Here is an 18097-nt window from a genome sequence, read left to right as displayed (position 1 = left end):
GCGCGGCCGCCCTGGGCACCGGCGTCCAGCAGGGTTGGTGGGTTATACGCCTACGGCTAACCCACCCTACGACTATTCGAGATGCGCCGGCGGCTCGCTGGCCGGCTGGTCCTTGCCGAGCCCACTCACCTGCTTATCGCTCACTTCTTTCTTCCCGCTCAACTTGGCCGCCGCCGATTCCACCAGCAGGTAGAACATCGGGATCAGGAAGGTCGCCAGCAGGGTCGCGGCGAGCATGCCGCCGATTACCCCGGTGCCGATCGAGTGGCGGCTCGCCGAACCGGCACCGCTGCTGATGGCCAGTGGCACACAGCCGAGGATGAAGGCCAGCGAGGTCATCACGATCGGCCGGAAGCGCAGCCGCGCCGCCTCCAGCGCCGACTCGAAGATGCCCATGCCCTGTTCCTCGCGGCACAGTACGGCGAACTCGATGATCAGGATGGCGTTCTTCGCCGCCAGGCCGATCAGGGTCACCAGGCCGACCTGGAAGTACACGTCGTTGGCCAGCCCGCGCAGCCAGATCGCCAGAATCGCGCCGAACACCGCGAAGGGCACGGCGGTGACCACCGCCATCGGCAGGGTCCAGCGCTCGTACTGGGCGGCGAGGATCAGGAACACCAGCACCAGGCCGAAGATAAACGCGGTGCTACCGGAACCCTGGGTCGCCAGTTCCTGATAGGCCGAGCCGATCCAGGCCAGGTTGTACTGCTCGCCGAGCACTTCGTCGGCGACTTCCTGCATGGCGGCGAGGGCCTGGCCGGAGCTGTAGCCCGGCGCCGGGCCGCCGAGCAGTTTGGCCGCCGGGTAGACGTTGAAGCGCGCATAGGAGTCCGGGCCGAGGATGCGCTCCACGCTGACCAGCGAGGACAGCGGCACCAGGTCGCCGCTGCTCGAACGCACGAAGACCTGGGTGAGGTCTTCCGGCTTGCGGCGGAAATCCGCCTCGGACTGCAGGCTGACCTGCCAGGTGCGGCCGTAGAGGTTGAAGTCGTTGACGTAGTAGCTGCCGAAGGTCGCCTGCATGGCGGTGAACACATCGTTGATCGCCACCCCCAGGGCGCGCGCCTTGATGCGGTCGAGGTTGATGAAATACTGCGGCACGTCGGCGTTGAAGGTGGTGTTGACCCCGGCCAGTTCCGGGCGCTTGGCCGCCGCGGCCATGAACTTGTGGACGATATCCTCGAGCTGCGCGACGCTGCCGCCGCTGCGATCCTGGATGTAGGCCTCGAAACCCCCGGTGGTGCTCATGCCACTGATCGGCGGCGGGTTGAAGGTCATCACCATGGCGTCCTTCTGCTTGGCGGCCATGGCCATGAACTGCGGCGGCAGGTTGCGCGCATCGAGTTCGGCGGTGCTGCGCTCCTTCCAGTCCTTGAGCGTAATGAACGATACCCCGGCGCTGCTGCGCGAGCCGGAAGTGAGGATGTCGAAACCGGCGAAGGTCACCACATCCTGCACCGACGGGTGCTGCATCAGTTCCTCGGTGACCGCGTCGGTGACCTGTTCGGTGCGGCTCAGCGCGGCCGCCGGCGGCAGGAAATAGGCGTTGAGCACGTAGCCCTGATCCTCATCCGGCACCAGCGAGCCTGGCACGCGGCCGAACAGCACGACCATGATGGCAATCATCCCGCCGAACAGCAGCAGGCCAATCAGCGAACGCTTGAGGAAGAACTGCACGCCGGCGGTGTAGCCGTTGGTGAAGCGCTCGAAGGCGTTGTTGAACCAGCGGAACGGCGCCGCCGGTTCCTGGTGCTCGGGTTTCAGCAGCAAGGCACACAGCGCCGGAGACAGGGTCAGGGCGACGATGCCGGAGATCACCACCGACACCGCGATGGTGATCGCGAACTGCTTGTACATCTGCCCAGCCAGGCCACCGAGGAAGCCGACCGGAACGAACACCGCGCAGAGCACCAGGACGATGGCGACGATCGGTCCGGTCACCTCCTCCATGGCCTTGATCGCCGCCTCGCGCGGGCCGAGCTTCTCGGTACGCATCACCCGCTCGACGTTCTCCAGCACGACGATGGCGTCGTCGACCACGATGCCGATGGCCAGCACCATGCCGAACAGGGTCAGCAGGTTGATCGAGAACCCCAGTGCATACATGCCGGCGAAGGTGCCGATCAGCGATACCGGGATGGCCAGCACGGGAATCAGTGTGGCGCGCCAGTTCTGCAGGAAGATGAACACCACCAGCATCACCAGCACCAGCGCCTCGACGAAGGTGTGGATCACCTCCTCGATGGACACCTTGACGAAGATGGTGGTGTCGTAGGGGATCTTGTAGGCGATGCCCTCGGGGAAGCGCTTGGCCAGGCGCTCCATGGTGCTGCGCACGGCGTCGGCGGTATCCAGGGCGTTGGCGCCGGGCTGCAGGTAGATGCCGAAGGCGGCGTTCTGTTGGCCGTTGAGGCTGGTCGCCAGGGAATAGTCGAGGGCGCCCAACTCGACCCGCGCGACATCCTTGAGCAGCAGGCTGGCGCCGGTGGCGTCGGTGCGCAGGATGATGTTCTCGAACTCCTCGGGCTTGGTGAAGCGGCCCTTGGCGCTCACCGTGTAGGTGAACGCCTGCGGGTCGTGCAGCGGCTCCTTGCCGAAGTTGCCGGCGGCGAACTGCGAGTTCTGCTCCTGAATCGCCTGGACCACGTCGCTCGGGGTCAGGTTGTACTGCGCCAGCTTGTCCGGGCGCAGCCAGATGCGCATGGAGTAGTCCTTGGAACCGAACTGGCTGGCGTCGCCGACCCCGGGAATGCGCTTGAGTTCGTCGATCACGTTGATCAGCGCGTAGTTGCTGATGAAGATCGGATCGCGGGAGTTGTCCGGCGAGAACAGCGTCACCACCTGGAGGATGTCGGAGGACTTCTTCTCCACCTTGACGCCCTGGCGGCGCACCTCCTCCGGCAGCTTGGCCAGCGCGGCCTGCACCTTATTGTTGACGTCGATGGTGGCCTGGTCCGGGTCGGTGCCGACCGCGAAGTACACGGTGAGGCTCATCGCGCCGTTGCTGTCGGAGTTCGACAGCTGGTAGATCATGCCCTGGACGCCGTTGATTTCCTGCTCCAGCGGCGCGGCCACGGTTTCCGCGATGACCTGCGAGCTGGCGCCCGGGTAGCTGGCGCTGACCGAGACCTGCGGCGGAAGGATCTCCGGGTACTGGGCGATTGGCAACGCGCGCATCGCGGCGAGCCCGGCAAGGATGATGATGATGGAGATGACCGCGGCGAAGATCGGCCGGTCGATAAAGAAGCGTGAGAACACGGCGGCGCTCCTCAGGATTTCTTGGCGGACGGGTCGACGGGCTGGCTGGCGGCCTCGACCGCTTTCACCGGCGCATCCGGGCGCACCCGCGGCAGGCCCTCGACTATCACCCGTTCACCGGCCTGGATGCCGGACTCGATGACCCAGCGGCCGGCAGCGGTCTCGCCGGTCTTGACCTCGCGCATGCGCGCCACCCCGCCCTCGTCGACCACATAGACGAAGGTGCCTTTCGGCCCCTGCGCCAGGGCCTGCTCGGGCACGGTGAGCGCCTGCGGATGGACGAAGCCCTTGATCAGCACCCGCACGAACTGGCCGGGCAGCAACTTGCGCTCGGGGTTGGGCAGCACCGCACGGGCGCTGATGGTGCCGGTGCCGGTGTCGACGAAGCTGTCGGTGAAGTCCACCCGGCCCTCCAGCGGGTAGGTCGAGCCGTCGCCGAACTTGATCACCGCGCTCAGCTTGCCGTCCGCCGGCATCACCAGGCGGCCGCTCTGCACACCCTCGCGCACGCGCGCGCCCTCGGTGTCGGAATAGGCGAAGTTGACGTACAGCGGGTCGAGTTGGGTAAGGCGGGTGAGCAGGCTGGAGTTCGGGTCGTTGGCCGCCACCAGGCTGCCCTCGGAGACGGTTTCCTTGCTGGTGATGCCGCTGATCGGCGCCTTCACCGTGGTGTAGTCGAGGTCGATCTGCTTGGCCTGCACGTTGGCCTTGGCCGCCTCGATATTGGCCTTGCTCTGCTCGAAGTTGGAAATGTAGCGGTCCAGTTCGCTCTCGCTGGCGAAACCCTTCTTCTGCAGTTCGCGAATGCGTTTGAGATCGCGGTCGGCCTGGCGGTAACGCGCCTGCTCCTGGGCCAAGGCGCCCTTGGCCTGGGCCAGCGCCGCCTGATACAGGCGCGGGTCGATGCGGAACAGCACCTGGTCCTTGCTCACCGTCGCGCCTTCCTGATAGGTACGCTGCTGGAGGATGCCGCTGACCTGGGCACGCACCTCCACCTCACGGTAGCCGGCGGTACGCCCGGAATATTCCAGCAGCAGCGGCAGCGGCGTGGCGACGACCTTCTCGACCACCACCTCGGGCGCTGGCGGCGCTCCGGTCGGCGCATCGGCTGCCTGTACCTGGGTGGCCAACAGGCCACTGAGAACGAGGAGTTGGCAGGCAACGGGGAGGCGAACAGCAAACAACATAGGTGTCTCCATGACAAACGCAGAGCGCATAAAAATAAAGAGGGAAGCACGGCCCGTTGCCAAGCTGCAAACAGGCACTGCGAACAGACCGGGCTAAAGTCGTTAAACTCTCCCCAATCAAGAGCCTAGCCAGAATACTTCGAGCCGCCATGCGCCGCACCAAAGAAGATGCCGAGAAGACCCGCTGCGCCATCCTGCAAGCCACGGAGATGTTGTTCCTGGAAAAAGGCGTGGCGCATACCAGCCTCGAAGAGATTGCCCGCCAGGTCGGCGTGACCCGTGGCGCGGTGTACTGGCACTTCCAGAACAAGGCCCACCTGTTCCACGAAATGCTCAATCAGGTGCGCCTGCCGCCGGAGCACATGGCCGCCCTGCTCGGCGGCGGAGATGCCTGCGCCTCGCTGCTGGCGCTGCGCAATCTGTGTATCGAGATCATCGAGGACCTGGCGCGCGACGAGCAGAAACGGCGGATTCTCACCATCCTCCTGCACCGCTGCGAATTCACCGAAGAGCTGCGCGAGGCGGAGGAGCGCCACAATGCCTTCATCAACCAGTTCATCGCCCTCTGCGAGGCACTGTTCAGCCAGGAGCCGACCCGCAGCCACCTGCAGCCGGGCATCAGCCCGGCGCTCGCCGCCCGCGCCCTGCATGCCCTGCTGGTCGGCCTGTTCAGCGACTGGACCCGCGACCCCAAGCTGTTCGAGCCGCTGCACGACACCCCCACGCTGATCGATGCCCTGTTCCGCGGACTGCTGCGCGACTGGCACGCCTGCGCCTGATCGTCGAGCCCCGCGCCTGACTGCCGCGGCTCGGTGTTTCCGTAGGGTGGGTTAGCCGCGTAGCGGCGTAACCCGCCATCGATGCCAGCAGCCATCGCCATTGCCAGCCTGACGGCCGGTCGGTGGGTTACGCCTTCGGCTAACCCACCCTACGCGAGGCCATGCAACAGGTATCTGGGACAGCGGCATTGTTAACGCCGTATGGCTGACGCGCAGCAGATCGTAAGCAGGCTCTCAGGCCTCCTCGGCCAGACTGGCCCGATAGCCCTCGGCTCCAATCACTTCCAGCACTTCGGCGACCGCCAGCCGGCTGTCCACCTGCACCTCGCCGGCACCGAGGTCGACCCGCACCTCGGCCGCCGGATCGCGCGCCTGCAACGCAGTCGTCACCGCCCGTACGCAATGCCCGCAGGTCATGCCCTGCACCTTGTAGATCTGCATGTTCACACTCCTCGGTGTGGATTGAGTTGGCGCTACCTTGCACCTTGCCACAAGGGCAAGGTCAAGCCGGCAAGACTTGTCGACCCGCCAGCAGTCGACCACCATTGCCGTACCGTTCCCGGAGAATAGCCATGCGCCGCCTGCTCTTGTCCGCCCTGCTGGTCCTGCCGCTCCTGAGCCAGGCCGACGGCACCCCGACTGGCAACGCCGCGGCCTACAGCGCCCCGGCCGACAGCGCGCAAGCCAAAGGCTACGGCGTGCTGATCATCTCCCGCGAGCGCCTGGAGGTCGCCAGCCCCTGCGAGATCGGCCTCTACCTGCACGACCAACTGGCCGCGCGCCTGTTCCAGGGCCAGTCGGCCGCCTTCAACCTGCCGCCCGGCGAGGTGCCGCTGCGCCTCGGCCTGGTCGGCCGCGGCACCTGCGCGCCGGGCATCCTGGCGCAAGAAAACCAGCCGCTGCCGATCCGCGCCGGCGAAGTGCGCAAATACCGCATCGCCCTCGGCGATGCCGGTTTCTACCTGACTCCGGCACCGTTGAACTATTGAAGCCGACGCGACAGCTGTGACCCGGATGCAATCGGGAGTAGCAGACAGCTCCGCGCCCCGGATTGCATCCGGACTACAGGTTTCAGGCAGAGCTTGGACCGGGCCTGTAAGAGCCAGGGCATTGATCCAGATCGGGGCCTTGACCTTACCCATGTGTCAAGGTTGATCCTGTAGGCAACGCACAGGTTCTCAGGAGATAGCCCATGACTGCATCGACCAGCCTCGACCTCCCCATCAGCGGCATGACCTGCGCCAGTTGTGCCGGCCGGGTCGAGCGCGCACTGGCAAAAGTCCCCGGCGTGCGCAGCGCCAGTGTCAATCTGGCCCGTGAACAGGCACGCATCGAAGCCGAGGCCACCCCGCTGGCCAGCCTGATCGCCGCGGTGCAGGGCGCCGGCTATGCGGTACCGAGCCACAGCCTGGAGCTGGCCATTGACGGCATGACCTGCGCCAGCTGCGTCGGTCGGGTCGAGCGCGCGCTGGCGAAAGTCCCCGGGGTCGGCGCGGTGACGGTCAACCTGGCCAGCGAACGCGCCCACCTGCAGCTGCTCGGCGCGGTGCCGACTGCGGCGCTGCTGCAAGCGGTGACCGGCGCCGGCTATCAGGCGCAAGTGCTGGATGAAGCTATACCGCCACAAGACGCGGCCGAGCAGCGCCTGCGCCGCGAACGCTGGACGGTCATGCTCGCCCTGCTGCTGGCCGCGCCGCTGATGCTGCCGATGCTCGCCGACTGGTTCGGCGGCCACTGGATGCTGCCGACCTGGGTGCAGTTCGCCCTGGCCACGCCGGTGCAGTTCGTCCTCGGCGCGCGCTTCTATACCTCCGCCTACAAGGCCGTGCGCGCCGGCACCGGCAACATGGACCTGCTGGTCGCCCTCGGCACCAGCGCCGCCTACGGCATGAGCCTGTACCTGTGGTGGCGCGCACCGGCCGCGGCCATGCCGCACCTGTACTTCGAGGCGGCAGCGGTGGTCATCGCCCTGGTGCTGCTGGGCAAATACCTGGAAAGCCGGGCCAAACGGCAGACCGCCAGCGCCATCCGCGCCCTCGAGGCGCTGCGCCCGGAACGCGCCTGGCGGGTGCGCGACGGTGTGGAAGAAGAGGTGGCGATCGCCGCCCTGCAACTCGGCGATTGGGTCGCAGTGAAACCCGGCGAACGCTTCCCGATCGACGGCGAAGTGCTGGAAGGCCAGAGCCACGCCGACGAAGCGCTGATCAGCGGCGAGAGCCTGCCGGTGGCCAAGCAGCCCGGCGCCCAGGTCACCGCCGGGGCAATCAACGGCGAAGGCCGCCTGCTGGTACGCACCACGGCGCTCGGCGGGGAAACCGTGCTGGCGCGGATCATCCGCCTGGTGGAAGACGCCCAGGCGGCCAAGGCGCCGATCCAGAAACTGGTGGACCGGGTCAGCGCCGTGTTCGTGCCGGTGGTGATCGCCATCGCCCTGCTCACCCTGTGCGCCTGGCTGCTGCTCGGCGCCGGCCTGGAAACCGCGCTGCTGAATGCCGTGGCGGTGCTGGTGATCGCCTGCCCCTGCGCCCTCGGCCTGGCCACCCCGACCGCGATCATGGCCGGCACCGGCGCGGCGGCCAAGCACGGCATCCTGATCAAGGACGCCGAAGCCCTGGAAATCGCCCATCGGGTCGGCGTCGTGGCCTTCGACAAGACCGGCACCCTGACCTCCGGCAGCCCGCGCGTGGTCCACCTCGCCGCCGCACAGGGCGATGAACGCGAGCTGCTGCGCCTGGCCGGTGCCCTGCAGCGCGGCAGCGAACACCCGCTGGCCAAGGCGGTGCTGGACGCCTGTCACGAACGCGAGCTGACGCCCCCCGCGGTGACCGACAGCCAGGCGCTGCCCGGCCGCGGCATCGCCGGCAGCCTGGACGGCCGCCGCCTGGCCCTCGGCAATCGCCGCCTGCTGGAAGACCATGGCCTGCACGCCGGCGCCCTCGCCGCACAGGCTAGCGCTTGGGAAGCCGAGGGCCGCACCCTGTCCTGGCTGCTGGAGCAAAGCCCGCAAGCGCGCGTGCTCGGCCTGCTGGCCTTCGGCGACAGCCTCAAGCCGGGCGCCGCCGCAGCCATCGCGGCCCTGGACGCACGGAATATCCACAGCCATCTGATCAGCGGCGACAACCGTGGCAGCGCGGCGGCGGTGGGCCAGGCGCTGGGCATCCGCAACGTGCACGCCGAGGTGCTGCCGGCGGACAAGGCCGCCAGCGTCGTCGCCCTGAAACAGCACGCGGTGGTGGCGATGGTCGGCGACGGCATCAACGACGCCCCGGCGCTGGCCGCCGCCGATGTCGGCATCGCCATGGGCGGCGGTACCGACGTGGCCATGCAGGCCGCCGGCATCACCCTGATGCGCGGCGATCCGCGCCTGGTGCCGGCGGCTCTGGAGATCAGCCGGCGCACCTATGCGAAGATCCAGCAGAACCTGTTCTGGGCCTTCGTCTACAACCTGATCGGCCTGCCGCTGGCGGCCTTCGGCCTGCTCAACCCAATGCTGGCCGGCGCCGCCATGGCCTTCTCCAGCGTCTGCGTGGTCAGCAATGCGTTGCTGCTGAAGCGCTGGAAACCGCAGCTTGAGGAGATTGCGCAATGAACATCGGCCAAGCGGCGAAAAGCAGCGGCCTGAGCGCCAAGATGATCCGCTACTACGAGGCCATCGGCCTGCTGCAGCCGGCCAGCCGCAGCGACAGCGGCTACCGCCGTTACGCCGCGCAGGACCTGCACAGCCTGGCGTTTATCAAGCGCGCCCGTGACCTCGGCTTCACCCTGGAAGAAGTCGGCAAGCTGCTGGCCCTGTGGCAGGACCGCCAGCGCGCCAGCGCCGACGTCAAGGCGCTGGCCGGCGCGCACATTGCCGAACTGAACCACAAGATCGCCGAACTCAGCGGCCTGCGCGACACCCTGCAGGACCTGCTCGAGCACTGCCAGGGCGACCAGCGCCCGGACTGCCCGATCCTCAAGGACCTGGAGTCCGGCGGCGGTTGCCATTGAGCGCCCTGGCCCGTCAACTTCGGCGGATGGCTTGAACACAGCGGCCGGTAGTCGGGCGCAACCCGGCGGCTTGCGCCGTTGCCGCGGCGGCTACTGCAACCACGGCGGCGGGGGCGGCTCTTCGGCTCTGGGCGGGCCTTCCGCCTCGATGCGGCCGGCCTGACGGCGCAGTTCGTCCAGCCGCGCCGCTTCGATCTCGCGGATCACGCCATCGACATCGGCCAGCTCTTCCGGCTCGTCGAATTCGCCGGTCAAGGGGCTGAGCGGATGCAGTGTGCCGGCCTCATACAGCGCCCACATCTCCTTGGCGTACTTAGTGGCCTTCAGCTCCGGGGCGAAGCGGCCGAAGTAGGCGGCCATGTTGCCGACATCGCGTTCGAGCATGCTGAACGCGTGGTTGTTGCCGGCGGCGTCCACCGCCTGCGGCAAGTCGATGATCACCGGGCCGTCCGGGTCGAGCAGCACGTTGAACTCGGACAGGTCGCCGTGCACCAGGCCGGCACAGAGCATGCGCACGATCTGGCGGATCAGGAAGGCGTGGTACTCGCGCGCCTGCTCCGGCTCCATCACCACGTCGTTCAGGCGCGGCGCGGCATCGCCGGATTCGTCGGCGATCATCTCCATCAGCAGCACGCCGTCATGGAAGTCGTAGGGCTTGGGCACCCGCACGCCGGCGGCGGCGAGACGGAACAGCGCCGCCACTTCGGCGTTCTGCCAGGCGTCTTCCTGCTCCTTGCGGCCGTACTTCGAGCCCTTGGCCATGGCCCGCGCCTGGCGGCTGTTGCGCACCTTGCGGCCTTCCTGGTATTCCGCGGCCTGGCGGAAGCTGCGCTTGTTGGCTTCCTTGTAGACCTTGGCGCAGCGCAGCTCATTGCCGCAGCGCACCACATAGACTGCGGCTTCCTTGCCGCTCATCAGCGGGCGCAGCACTTCGTCCAGCAGCCCATCTTCGATCAGCGGCTCAATGCGTTTTGGCGGTTTCATCGGATGCTATCGCGGTCCTCATCTGCCGGATGTTCTTCGAGCCGCACGTTATACGGCAATCGCCGCGCAGCGCCCAGCACCGCCTGCCGAACAGACCCTAGGGCGCGCCGCTCAGCAGATGTTGGCGCAGCGCCTCGATGGCGTAGCGCACCTTGGCCGGCTGCGCGTCGCGCCGTGGGGTGACGAGGTAGACGCCGAACGGCGGCGCCTGCCAGTCCGGCAACACCGACAGCAGCCGGCCGCTGGCCAGCTCCTCGCGGATCTCCTGCTCCGGCTGCAGGGACACGCCCATGCCGGCCAGGGTGAAATGGCGCACCGCGAGGATGTTGTTGCAGCTCACCCGGCTGTCCAGGCGCAGCTTTTCCACCGCGCCGCCCGGCCCGCTCAGCACCAGCGGCGCGGGCGCCGTGTCGTTGTGCAGCGCCAACCAGTCCAGGTCGAGCAGTTGCGCCGGCGTCCGGATCGGCCCGCGGCGCGCCAGATAGGCCGGCGCGGCGCACAGCAGCTGGCGCGCATCGCCGATATGCCGGGCCACCAGGCTGGAGTCGTCGAGCTTGCCGACCTGCACGGCGAGGTCGATGCGCTGCTCGATCAGGTCGATCTGTTCATCCTGGAAGAACAGGCTCAGGCGCAACCCGCTGTGCGCCTGCAACAGCGGGGCCAGCGCGTCGCTGATCGGCCGCCCGGAAAAGCCCACCGGCGCGGCGATGCGCAGTTCGCCGACCGGCGCATCGCGCAGCTCGGCCAGGCGCTGCTCGGCCTCGCGGGCCAGTTCCAGCACCTGGGCGCAGCTGCGGTAGAACAGCGCGCCCGCCTCGGTGAGGGTCAGTTTGCGCGTGGTGCGGTGCAGCAGGCTGACCTGGGTGCCCTCTTCCAGCTTACGGATCTGCTGGCTGACCGCCGAGGCGCTCATGCCGAGCACTTCGGCGGCCGCCACCATGGAGCCGCGCTCGACCACGGTGGCGAACACCGCCATGCGCTTCAACTGTTCCATTATTAAGCCCCGCTTAATTATTAAAGGCTTTTTAGCCTATTTTTCCGGACTTTACCCTCTGCAACCATGACAACCCTGCAAGCAACCCAGAGGAAGCCCCCATGAAAATGGCTATGTACCAGTTAAGTGTTGCGCAGCGCTTTTGTAGATACCGTCTTGTCACTCAGTGGGCAAGGGCCAGGCGAGCATCAAAGGGTTGGCCCGACTTGAGTACGCCATAGGCGATGTGCAGCAGTTTGCGCATCGCCGCGCAGACGATCTGCTTGCCGGCCTTGCCGCGGGCTCGCAGGCGCTGTGCCAGGGCTTTGATGGCCGGATTGTGGCTCAGCGAGACGACCGCCGGCATGTACAGGCCGGTGCGCAGACGAGCCGAGCCCACGCGGGAGATGCGCACGCGGCCCTTGTGCTGGCCCGACTCCTGCAGCTTCGGGTTCAGCCCGGCGAACGCGGTAATTGCCCGGGCATTCTTGAACTGCAGCGGATCGCCCAGCTCCGCCAGGAGCAAGGCGGCCGTCTGCTCGCCGATGCCATCGATGCTGACCAGCAGATCGCGCTTACTGCACAGGTCCGGGTCGTCGTCGAGGTGGTCCCGAATCGCCTTCAGGGTCTCGGCAATCTGCTGCTCGACATGCTCCAGCACCGAACGGATCGAATCCTGCACGCTGGCATCGGCGACATCCAGGCGATTGCGCTCCATCTGCTCGATCTCCTTGAGGTCCTGCAGACGCCGCACCAACGCGCGCAGGCGGCGTATCGCCGGTGGCTCGGGCTGCCAGGCGCGTAACTCATCCACGTGCCGCTGGCCGTAGCTGGCCATCAGCTTGGCGTCGACCTGGTCCGTCTTGACCCGCTGCAGCTGGCTCCGGGCGTAGCTGGCAAGCTGCGCGGGATTCATCACACAGACCCGGTAGCCCAGGCCGTGCAGGTGCTCGGCCAGCGCCTCGTGATAGGTGCCGGTGGCCTCCATCACGAGCCAGGCACCCGGCTCGGCGTACTGCTGCAGCCACTCCTGGAGTACCTGGAAACCGGCGGCGCTGTTGGCCAACTTGGCCTTAGTGCGGTACTTACCGTTGGTTTGCAGGGTGGCGATGTCGAAACTGTGCTTGGCGATGTCGATGCCGACGATGCTGGACATGAAGACTCCTCAGCTAATCCATTCAGGATGATCATCACTGCACCCGGCCCTACCTTGTGAATGCGAGCTCTCACCTGTCGTGGGCCCTAGATACCGTTCGGACTGTTCGAGTGAGTGTGGAGGGCTGGAGCACTATCTACAAAGCTGGCTCGAGGCCTTAGGGTGGGTACGACTTCCAGGCCCTCCCCCGATGATCAGTCGGGGACTATCCCCCTCACGGGACGATAGTCGAGATACAAGGGTGGGTTAGCCGCGCAGCGGCGTAACCCACCAGCGGAGCCACCCTGGACACCGGCGTCCAGCCTGGTCGGCGGGTTACGCCTACGGCTAACCCACCCGAATCTCCAATCCATCCAGAGGAAGATTCCCATGAAAATCGCCTTGATTGGCGCCAGCGGCTTCGTCGGCAGCGCCGTTCTGCAGGAAGCGCTGCAGCGTGGCCATCAGCTCACCGCCATCGTCCGTAATCCGCAGAAGCTGGCGCCGCACGCTCGGCTCCGGGTGGTGCAGGCCAGCGCCTACCAGGCCCACGAGATCGCCACTGCGGTCAGCGGCCACGACGCCGTGATCCATGCCTTCAACCCCGGCTGGGACGACCCGGAGATCCGCCAGCGCTTCATCGAGGGCAGTCAGAGCATCATCGCCGGGGTCAAGGCGACCGGCGTGCGCCGCCTGCTGCTGGTCGGCGGCGCCGGCAGCCTGTATGTCGCCCCCGGCGTGCAGCTGCTCGACACCCCAGACTTCCCGGCCGCGTACAAGGAAGGCGCCGAGGGCGCACGGCAGCTGCTCAACATGATCCGCGCCGAACACGAGCTGGACTGGAGCTTCATCTCGCCGCCGGCACTGCTGCAGCCGGGCGAGCGCAGCGGCAAGTTCCGCCTCGGCGGCGATCAGCTGCTGATGAACGGCGCTGCGCCGGCGAGCATTTCCGTCGCCGACCTGGCGGTGGCGATCGTCGACGAGCTGGAGCGCCCGCAGCATCTGCGCCAGCGCTTTACCGTCGGCTATTGATCCCCCCGAGAGGCCAACCTTATGCAACCCGTACTGGAGTCCCCATGCCCCTGAGCGCCACCACCCACGTCCCCACCGCCACCCCGGCGCGCTATATCGGCCGGCTGTGCAAGCACTTCGCCCACAAGATCCCGGTGCACTATGACGAGCACGCCGGCCGCATCGAGTTCGCCTTCGGCCTGTGCCTGCTGACGGCGGAAAACGCCGGCCTGACCCTACGCGTCGAGAGCAGCAACACCGCCGATCTGGAGAAGTTGCAGCAGGTGGTTGCCAGCCACTTCGAGCGCTTCGCCTGGCAGGAGGCCTTGCAGCTGGACTGGCACCGTACCTAGCGCTGGTGGAACAGGGTCGGCGGCGGGGTCAGCTCGATGCTTTCCGCCAGCGACTCTTCCAGGCGCTGCAACCCGCCACCGAGGGCGGCGGCGTTGTCGGCATGGCGCTCGGCGATCAGGGCGAAGGTACCGGCCACTTCGAGAAAGGCCAGCACCACCTGCGGATCGAAGTGGGTGCCGCTGGCCGCGCCGATCTGCGCCACCGCCTCGGCCGGGCCGAGGCTGGCGCGGTAGGGGTGGCGGCTGGTCAGCTCGTCGTAGCAGTCGGCCAGCGCCATCAGCCGCGCCGACAGCGGGATCTGCGCGCCGCGCAGACCCTCCGGATAGCCGCTGCCATCCCAGCGTTCGTGATGGCTGTAGGCGATTTCCTTGGCCAGGGTCAGGTAGCTGGCGGAGCCACCGAGCCTGCGCTCGGCGCGCTCGATGGCGTCGCGGCCGGCGCGCGTGTGGCTGCGCATCAACTCCAGGTCGGCGCCCGCCAGCGCCGCCGGGTTGAGCAGGATGCGGTCGGGAATGCTCAGCTTGCCGATGTCGTGCAGCAGCGCCGACTTGCCCAGCAGGGCGATGTGCTCCTCGTTCAGCTCGGCGGTCAGCGCCGGCACCTGGCGCGCCAGGGCGCCGGCCAGCACGCGGATGAACAGCTCGATGCGGGTCAGGTGATGGCCGCAGGGGTTGTCGCGGGTGTCGGCGAGATGGGCCATGGCCTCGAGGGTGGCGTCGTGCAGGTTCTGGATCTCGCGGGTGCGGCGCTTGACCTCCAGCTCCAGGTATTCGCTCTTGTCGCGCAGATAATCGGCGGCGGCCTTCAGCTGCAGCTGCGCGCGCACCCGGGCGAGCAGGATCGGCGGGCTGATCGGCTTGGTGATGTAGTCGTTGGCGCCAAGATCGAAGCCGTGCTGCTCGTCGGCCACCTCGCTGCGGGCGGTGAGGAACACCACCGGGATATTGCGGGTCGCCGGCTCGGCCTTGAGCCGGCGGCAGACCTCGTAGCCGTCCAGCGCCGGCATCATCACGTCGAGTAGGATCAGGTCCGGCTGCGGCGCCGCGGCGGCGATGCGCAGGGCCTGGGCGCCGTTGTTGGCGACCTTGACCCGGTAGTGCTGGAGCAGCAACTCGCTCATCAGCTCGAGGTTGTCGGGCATATCGTCGACCACCAGGATCACTTCCTGCTCGGACCGGTCCAACATCTCGCTCATGACTGCCTCCTCAGTTGCCGCTGCTGCACGGCGGCGCCCAGCGCCTGCAATGCCATGTCGAAATCATAGCCGCGGACCGCCGCCTCGATGACGGCGTAACCGTCGGCGAAGGCGGCGCGCAGCAGCGCCGCCTGTTCGCCGAACAGCCGCCCGGCGCGCGGATCGTGCTCGGCGAACAGGCGCTGCAGGCGCTGGCAGAGCTCGCCGAGGGCCAGCTCGTCGACTTCCAGCGCCGGCTCCACCGCGTCCTGCGCCGGCAGCTGGGCGTCGATGGCGGCGATCAGCGCTTGCAGCTCGGCGTCCAGCGCGGCGATCTGCGCGTCCAGTGGCGCGGCTCCGGCAGCGCCGCGAATCGCCCGCTCCAGTTCGCCGGCCTGCGCCTGCAGCGCCTCGGCGCCGAGACTGCCGGCCTGACCCTTGAGATTGTGCGCCAGCCGCTCGGCCTGCTCGCCCTCGCCGCCGGCCAGCGCCTCGCGCAGCTCGTCGGCGAAGCGCCGCTGGGTGGCGGCGAACGCGCGCAGCAGGGACTGGTACAGCTCGGCCATGCCGAGCATGCGCCGCAGGCCGCTGGCGCAGTCCACCCCCGGCAACACCCAGCGTGGCGCGGCTGTGGCGGGGGCCGGGCGCGTGACGTCGAGCGGCGTCAGCCAACGGCTCAAGGCGGCCCACAGGCGCTCGGGCTCGACCGGCTTGCTAAGGTGCGCATTCATGCCCGCGCGCAGACACTGATCGCGCTCGCCCGGCAAGGTGTTGGCGGTCATCGCCAGCACCGGCAGCCTGGCGAAGCGGGGGTCCTGGCGTAGCTGGCGGGTCGCGGTAATGCCGTCCATCACCGGCATCTGCATGTCCATCAACACCAGGGTGTAGTAGTCATCCGCGTGCCGACGCAGGAGCTCGAGGGCCTCGGCGCCGTTGTTGGCCACCTCCACTTGCAGGCCGACGGCACGCAACAAACCGCAGGCCACCTCCTGATTCAGCTCGCTGTCCTCCACCAGCAGGATCCGCTGACCGGGGAACTCCGTGCGCCGGGCCGGCGTTTCGCTCACCGGCTGCGCCGCGTCGGCCAGGCCGAACGGCAGCCGCGCCCAGAACAGGCTGCCCTGCCCCGGCCGGCTTTCCACCCCGACGCCGCCGCCCATGGCCTCGGCCAGGCGCTTGCAGATGGCCAGGCCGAGGCCGGTGCCGCCGTACTTGCGGGTGGTCGAGTTGTCCGCCTGCTGGAACGAGGCGAACAGCCGCCCTTGCTGCTCCTGGCTGAGGCCGATGCCGGTGTCGCGCACGCCGAAGTACAAGCGCACCTCCTGGCCGTGCTGTTGCTCGAGGCGCACCAGCACCTCGATCTCGCCCTGCTCGGTGAACTTCAGCGCGTTGTTGGCGTAGTTGATCAGGATCTGCCGGAGCCGCAGCGGGTCGCCGAGCAGCTGGCAAGGCACCTGCGGGTCGAGGTTGAGCAGCAGCTGCAGGCCCTTGTCGGCGACCCGATGGCCGACCAGGCTGACGAGGTTTTCCAGCACCAGGCGCAGATCGAAGGGAATGCGCTCCAGCGGCAGCTTGCCGGCCTCGATGCGGGAGAAGTCGAGGACATCGTTGAGCAGGCCGAGCAGGTGCTGGCTGGCCAGCTGGATCTTCGCCACATAGTCGCGCTGGCGCGGCTCCAGGCCGCTGTTCAAGGCCAGGTGGGTCATGCCGATGATGGCGTTCATCGGCGTGCGGATCTCGTGGCTCATGTTGGCGAGGAAGTCGGACTTCAGCCGCGTCGCCTCCTCGGCCAGCTCCTTGGCCTGCTCCAGTGCCGCCTCGAATTCCTTGCGCGCGGTGATGTCGCGGCTGACGCCGACCAGCCCGAGCAGCTGGCCCTGGGCGTCGTAGAAGGTGGCGCGGATGGTCGCCAGCAGCAGCTGGCGGCCGTCCGCACAGGCCCACCAGTCCTCGCTCTCGGCCGGTTGCTGACGCGCCAGCGCGGCCCGATCGCGGTCCCAGCGGCGCTGCGCCTCGGCGGCCGCCAAGAGATCGTCGTCGCGCCGGCCGAGCAGCGCCTCGCGTGGCCGGCCGACCAGTTCGGCGAACGCCTGATTGAGCCCGCGGTAGCGGCCCTCGTTGTCCTTGAACCAGATCGGGTCGGGCAGCGCATTGACCAGCGCCTGCAGCGTGCTGCGCTGCTGCTCGGCCTCGGTTTCGGCGCGCTGCCGCTCGGCCACCTGCACGGCCAGACGGCGGTTCCACGAGAGGACGAAGCCGAGCAGGAGGATGAAGCCCAGCCCGTAGGGCCAGCCGACGCGCAGCAGATTGCGCCAGCTCAGCTCGTTCAACGGCAACAGCCAGCGGCCGTCGATGGCTTGCCGCTCGGCCTCGCTGAGATCGCTCAGCGCCTGGTCGAACAGGTCGGCGAGCAGCGGCCAGTCGCGGCGCACGCCGAAGCGGATCTCGCTGCCGGCCAGGCCGCTCTCGCCGAGCAGCTGCAGGTTGGCCAGGTTGAGTTTGCGCATCAGGTAGCTGGCCACGATCATGTCGCCAACATAAGCCTCGGCGCGCCCGCCGGAGACCGCCCGCAGCGCCGCCTCGGTGTCCGCGGTCTCGACCAGGCGGACCTGCGGCACCCGGCTCTTGAGCAGCTCCTGCAGCGCATAGCCGCGCTCGATCGCCACCCGCTTGCGCGCCAGGTCATCGAGGCCGTGCAGGTCGACCACCTCGCGGCGGCTGAAGATCAGGCTGTTGCTGATCAGGTAGGGCTGGCTGAACAGCATCAGGTCTTCGCGTTCCGGGGTCCGCGCCATCGACGGCAGCACATCCACCGCGCCGCTGCGCAAAGCCGCCAGCGCCTGGTCCCAGGTGTCGAAGTACACCGGCTCGAAGCGCAGGCCGAGGCGCTGGCAGAGCGCCGCGAGGTAATCGGCGCTGATGCCGTGGTAGCTGCCATCGCTCTCGATGATGTCGAACGGCGGCCAGCCCTTGCGCTCGATGCCGACCCGCAGCAACGGGTGCTGCTGGCGCCAGGCCTGTTCCTGCGCGCTCAGCGACAAGGCCGCGGCGGCTGCCGGCACGGCGCCCAGCAGCCCCCAGATCAGTATCAGCAAGCACCGCGCCCATCTGCTCATCGTGGATCCATCCCATCACTCCATCATGCAAGCGTAGCCAGCCGCTGGGCGGCGTGTCGGGGCGAACGCCAGCCATGGCCTGAGCGTTTGATGGGTGACACAAATTCGGCTGACTGAGACGCCGAGACCAGGCGCGGCG

The 18097-nt window shown here is 67.9% G+C and carries 14 protein-coding genes; 6 read left to right on the top strand and 8 right to left on the bottom strand.

The genetic code is table 11. The features are described 5' to 3' along the window. Window positions 1–72: 72 nt before the first annotated feature. Together D3880_RS03345 and D3880_RS03340 are read right to left on the bottom strand one after the other, a co-directional pair. Complete coding sequence (locus D3880_RS03345; protein WP_119892112.1) at window positions 73–3258, bottom strand: efflux RND transporter permease subunit; 3186 nt, start codon at window positions 3256–3258, stop codon at window positions 73–75. An 11-nt stretch (window positions 3259–3269) separates the two neighbouring features. Continuing rightward, window positions 3270–4445, bottom strand: a complete 1176-nt coding sequence (locus tag D3880_RS03340; RefSeq protein ID WP_119892111.1) for an efflux RND transporter periplasmic adaptor subunit — start codon at window positions 4443–4445, stop codon at window positions 3270–3272. Window positions 4446–4594: 149 nt separating this feature from the next. Here D3880_RS03340 and D3880_RS03335 point away from each other — a divergent pair, with 149 nt between their 5' ends. Next, window positions 4595–5224 (top strand): TetR family transcriptional regulator, encoded by a 630-nt coding sequence (locus D3880_RS03335; protein WP_119892110.1) that lies wholly within the window; start codon window positions 4595–4597, stop codon window positions 5222–5224. Between the two features lie 234 nt (window positions 5225–5458). Here D3880_RS03335 and D3880_RS03330 read toward each other — a convergent pair whose 3' ends face one another. Continuing rightward, window positions 5459–5665, bottom strand: a complete 207-nt coding sequence (locus tag D3880_RS03330; protein WP_119892109.1) for a heavy-metal-associated domain-containing protein — start codon at window positions 5663–5665, stop codon at window positions 5459–5461. A 140-nt stretch (window positions 5666–5805) separates the two neighbouring features. Between D3880_RS03330 and D3880_RS03325 the strand changes: the two genes are divergently transcribed. From D3880_RS03325 to cueR, 3 genes are all read left to right on the top strand, one after another. Next, a complete protein-coding gene (locus D3880_RS03325; RefSeq protein ID WP_420800860.1) occupies window positions 5806–6213 on the top strand; it encodes a hypothetical protein in 408 nt (135 codons plus the stop codon). A gap of 203 nt (window positions 6214–6416) precedes the next feature. After that, window positions 6417–8813 carry a heavy metal translocating P-type ATPase gene (locus tag D3880_RS03320; RefSeq protein ID WP_119892107.1) on the top strand — a complete coding sequence of 799 codons (2397 nt, stop codon included), beginning with the start codon at window positions 6417–6419 and terminating at the stop codon, window positions 8811–8813. After that, the gene (gene cueR / locus D3880_RS03315) at window positions 8810–9211 is read left to right on the top strand and encodes a Cu(I)-responsive transcriptional regulator (RefSeq protein ID WP_119892106.1); all 402 of its coding nucleotides are present in this window, start codon (window positions 8810–8812) and stop codon (window positions 9209–9211) included. Before D3880_RS03320 ends, cueR begins: the two co-directional genes overlap by 4 nt. A gap of 90 nt (window positions 9212–9301) precedes the next feature. Here the strand turns inward: cueR and D3880_RS03310 are convergent, their stop codons facing one another. From D3880_RS03310 to D3880_RS03300, 3 genes are all read right to left on the bottom strand, one after another. Further along, complete coding sequence (locus D3880_RS03310) at window positions 9302–10195, bottom strand: PA4780 family RIO1-like protein kinase (RefSeq protein WP_119892105.1); 894 nt, start codon at window positions 10193–10195, stop codon at window positions 9302–9304. Between the two features lie 97 nt (window positions 10196–10292). Continuing rightward, window positions 10293–11189, bottom strand: coding sequence for a LysR family transcriptional regulator (locus D3880_RS03305; RefSeq protein WP_119892104.1), 897 nt, complete (start codon window positions 11187–11189; stop codon window positions 10293–10295). A gap of 163 nt (window positions 11190–11352) precedes the next feature. Continuing rightward, entirely contained in the window at window positions 11353–12324 is a 972-nt protein-coding gene (locus D3880_RS03300; protein ID WP_119892103.1) for an IS110 family RNA-guided transposase, read from the bottom strand. 369 nt (window positions 12325–12693) lie between these two features. On the opposite strand from D3880_RS03300, the gene D3880_RS03295 reads away from it, so the two are divergent. Beyond that, window positions 12694–13335, top strand: a complete 642-nt coding sequence (locus D3880_RS03295; protein ID WP_119892102.1) for an NAD(P)-dependent oxidoreductase — start codon at window positions 12694–12696, stop codon at window positions 13333–13335. A gap of 44 nt (window positions 13336–13379) precedes the next feature. Continuing rightward, window positions 13380–13667: a DUF2218 domain-containing protein gene (locus D3880_RS03290; RefSeq protein WP_119892101.1), complete on the top strand. Its 288-nt coding sequence runs from the start codon at window positions 13380–13382 to the stop codon at window positions 13665–13667. On the opposite strand, the gene D3880_RS03285 is transcribed toward D3880_RS03290, so the two are convergent. Then, window positions 13664–14863 carry a response regulator gene (locus D3880_RS03285; RefSeq protein ID WP_119892100.1) on the bottom strand — a complete coding sequence of 400 codons (1200 nt, stop codon included), beginning with the start codon at window positions 14861–14863 and terminating at the stop codon, window positions 13664–13666. The two genes, D3880_RS03290 and D3880_RS03285, sit on opposite strands and share 4 nt — an antisense overlap. Beyond that, window positions 14860–17937: an ATP-binding protein gene (locus D3880_RS03280; protein WP_238474397.1), complete on the bottom strand. Its 3078-nt coding sequence runs from the start codon at window positions 17935–17937 to the stop codon at window positions 14860–14862. Before D3880_RS03280 ends, D3880_RS03285 begins: the two co-directional genes overlap by 4 nt. Window positions 17938–18097 lie beyond the last annotated feature (160 nt).

It is taken from the genome of Pseudomonas cavernae (assembly GCF_003595175.1).
In the GTDB taxonomy this organism is placed as follows: Bacteria; Pseudomonadota; Gammaproteobacteria; order Pseudomonadales; family Pseudomonadaceae; genus Aquipseudomonas; species Aquipseudomonas cavernae.
The sequence above is the reverse complement of the archived record's forward strand: the minus strand, read 5'-3'. Positions and strand labels throughout refer to the sequence as shown.